This window comes from Mycobacterium colombiense (genome assembly GCF_003284935.1).
In the GTDB taxonomy this organism is placed as follows: domain Bacteria; phylum Actinomycetota; class Actinomycetes; order Mycobacteriales; family Mycobacteriaceae; genus Mycobacterium; species Mycobacterium arosiense_A.
Window position 1 is genome coordinate 1 of the sequence record NZ_QMEV01000134.1, and the last position, 3,864, is coordinate 3,864.

Consider the following 3,864-nt stretch of genomic DNA (forward strand, 5'->3'; position numbering starts at 1 on the left):
GCGGACCACCACGGGCAGTTCCTCGGCCACCAGCGGCCCGGGCCGGCGGCCCTTCCACACCGCGACCAGCAGGACCACCAGCGCCAGTTGTCCGACAATCCAGATGACGTTGGGCGGAATCAGCTCGAAAAGCGATGTCCTGGCCGAGGATTCACCCTCGACCTGGTGTGGCGCGTACCAGATGAGCCGGGGCCGGTCACCGGCGAGGTTCATCGCCAGGGCGGCGTTGCCCGCTTGTAGCAGGCCGCCGTTGGTCATGAAGTCGGTGTTGCCGACCGCGGTGACGGTGCGTCCGTCTTCGCGGAAGCGGATCAGCGCGCCGTCGTAGCAGCGGGTCATCCCGCGGCCGTCTTTGGGCTCGTAGGTGTTGCTGGGCCCGAACCGCACCGGGCCCGCGCGAACCGCTTCGCGCAGCGTGCAATTCGGGTCGAGGTCGAAACCGTTGGCACCGGAGATCCGGACGTCCGGCAGCAGCGCCTCGCGGGTGCGTGTCGTCGGTTCCACCAGCAGCAGGTCCGAACGCACGCTGGCCAGCCGGTCCAGCAGCGTGTCGGTGAGGTATTGGCTCTGGGCCACCAGGATCAGCGCATCGGGGCGCGCGGTCTGCTCGACGTCGGCGATGTTGTTGGCGACGACGACGTCGACTCCAGCGTTGCGCAGCAACTCCACCAGTGCGTGGGCTCCGTCGGGTCCGGTGGCCGCCGGGTCCATGCGTGCGCCGGGCCGCGGGGCGGTCAGGTACGCATCGACGCCGGCGATGACGGCGAGCACCAGCAGCGTGACGAGCACCCACCGCCAGGAGCGCCACCGCCGCGGCGTGGCGTCGGGACGGGCGCCGGCGGTCGTCGCCATCACCGCACCCCCGCCCACGACTCGGGTGCTTCCGCCCGCCCGGGTTCCTGCGGTCCGCCCTGCCAGCGGGACCGCAGGTGGTCGTCCAGCTCGGCGATCATCTGGTAAGCGGCCTGGGTGCCGGGTTGTTCGCCGTACGTGACGTCGTTGAAAGCCGTTGCCGCTTGTGTCAATTCGCCGGCCAGGTGGGGCAGCGCGGTGGCGGCGTCGCGGGCCAGCTCGTTGGCGGTGCGGCCGGGGGCGGGTGTCAGCACCCGGGTCTCTTCGAGCTGGCGGGCGACGGCGCGCAACCGGTGGCGGATCGCCGCGGCCCAATCGCCCTGCGCCGCATAGTTCTCGGCCGTCGCGCGATGCTGGGCGGCGGTCAATTGGGCGGCTTCGAACAGCGAGTAGTCACCGCCGCGGCGGGTGCGCATGGTGCGCCGCAGCACGTAGACGCCGACGATCACCGCGATGGCTAATAAGATGAAAAGCACTGTCGCGGTGAGCCATCCACCCGGGATCGTGGAGGTCTTCTGCAGCAGCCGGTAGATCAGGTCGTTGAGCCAGTCGACGAAGTGTTCGCGCGCGGAGCCCTTCGAATAGATGGGTTTGTTGAGCTCGTCTTGCGCGGCGCGGTGTGCGGCATCGCGGTCGATGTCGATGGAAGGCATTCTCAGGCGGTCCTTTTCGGCCCTTACAGGGGCCGGGTCAGCCAGAGGTTGTCGGTGGACGCGGCCGCGTAGGGTCCCTGCGCGGCGCCGCTCTGCAGGACCAGGTCGAATGCCTCGGCGCGCATCCGGCGGTCGGTGTACAGCAGCACGATGACGCCCGCGTTGAAGGGTGCGGTGATGATCTCGCCGATCGCGGCCCCCACTGACAGGATCGCGGTGCTGACCAGAAACGCCGTGCCGGACGAGGTGGCCTGAAAGGACTGGCCGACGATGCTGAAGGGCACCGCGACGGCGTTGGCGACCACGGATGCCACCAGGAACGTGAGCAGCCGGATGCCCAGCACCCGCCAGAAGCCGTTGCGAATCAGCTTGAAGGACCGGGTGATTGCGTCCATGACGGGCAGCCGCTCCAGCACGATCAGCACCGGGGCGAACAGCACCACCGTGTAGAGGTACGCCAGCACGGCGAGCACGGCCAGCACCAGCGGGATGCCCAGCACCACGGCCACCGCGGCGTTGCCGATCGCCGCCAACACCCCGATGATCACCGCGACCAGCCCGGCAAGGGCCGCCACCACGACGGCTTCCAGCAGGGCCAGGCCGAGCAGGGCGAGCAGGCGCCCGCGGATCTTGGCCCAGGTCTCGGCGATGGTGATCGGTGAGCCGAACACCGCCCGACCGACGATGACGGTGAGCATGCCGGACAGCAGCATGCCGCCCAGCCAGCTGACCAGGATGCCGCCGCCCACCGACGCCGTCCAGGCGCCCACGACCCCCGAGCTCAGTTCACCGGGCCGGTCGGTGCCGAACCTGTCGGCGGCGGCGAGCGGCCCGAAGAACGCGACCTCGGTGATGATCTGCATGATCACCACGACGATGGCGGTCAGACCCAACGTCGCCTTCGGGTTCGCCCGGACGTAGCCCACCGCGCCGTTGAAGATGTCCCCGAGGGTGAGCGGCCGCAGCGGGATGATCCCGGGTTTGACGGCGCCGTAGCCGTGCGGCGTGCCGAACGGTGGCGGCGATCCGTAGCCCGGTGCGGCGCCATAACCCGAGGGCGGCCCGTAGCCGGGCGGGGGGCCGTAGCCCGGTGGGGGGCCGTAGCCCGGTAAGGGACCGTAGCCGGGTGGTGGGCCGTACGCCGGCGGCGGACCATATGCCGGTGGGGGACCGTAGCCCGGTGGTGGGCCGTATGGCGGTGGACCGTATTGAGGTTGTGGGCCGTAGGCCGGTGGCGGACCAACCGGATTACCAGGCGGCGGCGCGCTCACCGAACCCCGCGGCCTTTGCAGCCGGGCGCGTCGTTCGTCATGGGCTCCATCCTGTCGGCGGCCGGGGCATTTCACAACGTTGACCCCCCGCCCGGCGCGTAGCGTCTCATGCATGGCGGAACTCAAATCCCGGATCCGGGCGGATCTGACCGCGGCGATGAAGGCCCAGGACAAACTGCGAACGGCCACCCTGCGCATGCTGTTAGCTGCGATTCAGACCGAGGAAGTCTCCGGTAAGCAGGCCAAGGACCTCACCGACGAGGAGGTCATCAAGGTCTTAGCCAAGGAATCCCGCAAGCGGAGCGAATCCGCGGAGATCTATACCCAGAACGGGCGCGGCGAGCTGGCCGCCAACGAGCACGCCGAGGGCCGGATCATCGACGAGTACCTGCCCACCCCGCTCACCGAGGCCGAGGTGGCCGACGTTGCCGACACCGCGATCGCGCAGGTCGCCGAGGAAATCGGTGAGCGGCCCGGGATGAAGCAGATGGGCATGGTGATGAAGGCCGCCACCGCGATCGCCGCCGGCAAGGCCGACGGCGCGCGCCTCTCGGCCGCCGTCAAAGAGCGGCTGTAGCCGCCCCTGCTCAGATAACCACCCGGGTGCCATCGTCGCCGCGGCGCGTCGCGCGCCTTGCATCGAGCTGTTCCAGTAGCGGCACCGCCACCCGCCGGGTGGTGCCCAGCGCGCGGCGCGCCTCGCTGACGGTGAACGGTTGCGGCAGCCCCGCCAACACGGCGGCGGCGCGGTCCAGCGCGTCGGGCCCCAGCACCACCCCGTCGGCGATCCGGGTCAGCCGCCCGGCCCGCACCGCCGCGGCCAGCTCGCGCGGGCCCAGGTTCAGCTCGGCGAGCTCGTCGGCCTCGGGCGCCCGGAACGGCTCGGCGGCCAGCCACTCCTCGACCGCGCGCACGGCCTTGTCGACGCGGGCCGGCAGGCCCGACCCGGGCGGGCGGACCCGCCCGTCGGCCACCTCCAGGCCGGTGCCGTCCAGCAATTTCGGCAGCAGTTCGGCGGCGGGCAACCCGACCTGCTGTCGCAACGTCTCGAGCGGCATGCCCGCCGCGATGTCGTGATCGCCGACCCA

The 3,864-nt window shown here is 70.7% G+C and carries 5 protein-coding genes; 1 reads left to right on the top strand and 4 read right to left on the bottom strand.

Translation table 11 applies throughout. The features are described 5' to 3' along the window. The 3 genes from DQP57_RS26255 to DQP57_RS26265 form a co-directional block, all read right to left on the bottom strand. On the bottom strand, positions 1-852 hold an 852-nt coding region (locus tag DQP57_RS26255; protein WP_133259323.1), incomplete at its 3' end, for a DUF4350 domain-containing protein. Continuing rightward, positions 852-1,505 (bottom strand): DUF4129 domain-containing protein, encoded by a 654-nt coding sequence (locus DQP57_RS26260; RefSeq protein ID WP_112635818.1) that lies wholly within the window; start codon positions 1,503-1,505, stop codon positions 852-854. The genes DQP57_RS26260 and DQP57_RS26255, both read right to left, overlap by 1 nt. 23 nt (positions 1,506-1,528) lie before the next feature. Continuing rightward, positions 1,529-2,890 (bottom strand): hypothetical protein, encoded by a 1,362-nt coding sequence (locus tag DQP57_RS26265; RefSeq protein WP_205869246.1) that lies wholly within the window; start codon positions 2,888-2,890, stop codon positions 1,529-1,531. Here DQP57_RS26265 and DQP57_RS26270 point away from each other — a divergent pair. Further along, positions 2,889-3,353 carry a GatB/YqeY domain-containing protein gene (locus tag DQP57_RS26270; RefSeq protein WP_112635821.1) on the top strand — a complete coding sequence of 155 codons (465 nt, stop codon included), beginning with the start codon at positions 2,889-2,891 and terminating at the stop codon, positions 3,351-3,353. The two genes, DQP57_RS26265 and DQP57_RS26270, sit on opposite strands and share 2 nt — an antisense overlap. Before the next feature lie 10 nt (positions 3,354-3,363). On the opposite strand, the gene DQP57_RS26275 is transcribed toward DQP57_RS26270, so the two are convergent. Then, positions 3,364-3,864: SelB C-terminal domain-containing protein (locus DQP57_RS26275; RefSeq protein ID WP_205869247.1), on the bottom strand; the 501-nt coding region annotated here is incomplete at its 5' end.

Bases quoted from the DNA above. Each gene is read 5' to 3' on its own strand.
- DQP57_RS26260 (WP_112635818.1), bottom strand. From the start codon at position 1,505: ATGCCTTCCATCGACATCGACCGCGATGCCGCACACCGCGCCGCGCAA.
- DQP57_RS26270 (WP_112635821.1), top strand. From the start codon at position 2,889: ATGGCGGAACTCAAATCCCGGATCCGGGCGGATCTGACCGCGGCGATG.
- DQP57_RS26265 (WP_205869246.1), bottom strand. From the start codon at position 2,890: ATGCATGAGACGCTACGCGCCGGGCGGGGGGTCAACGTTGTGAAATGC.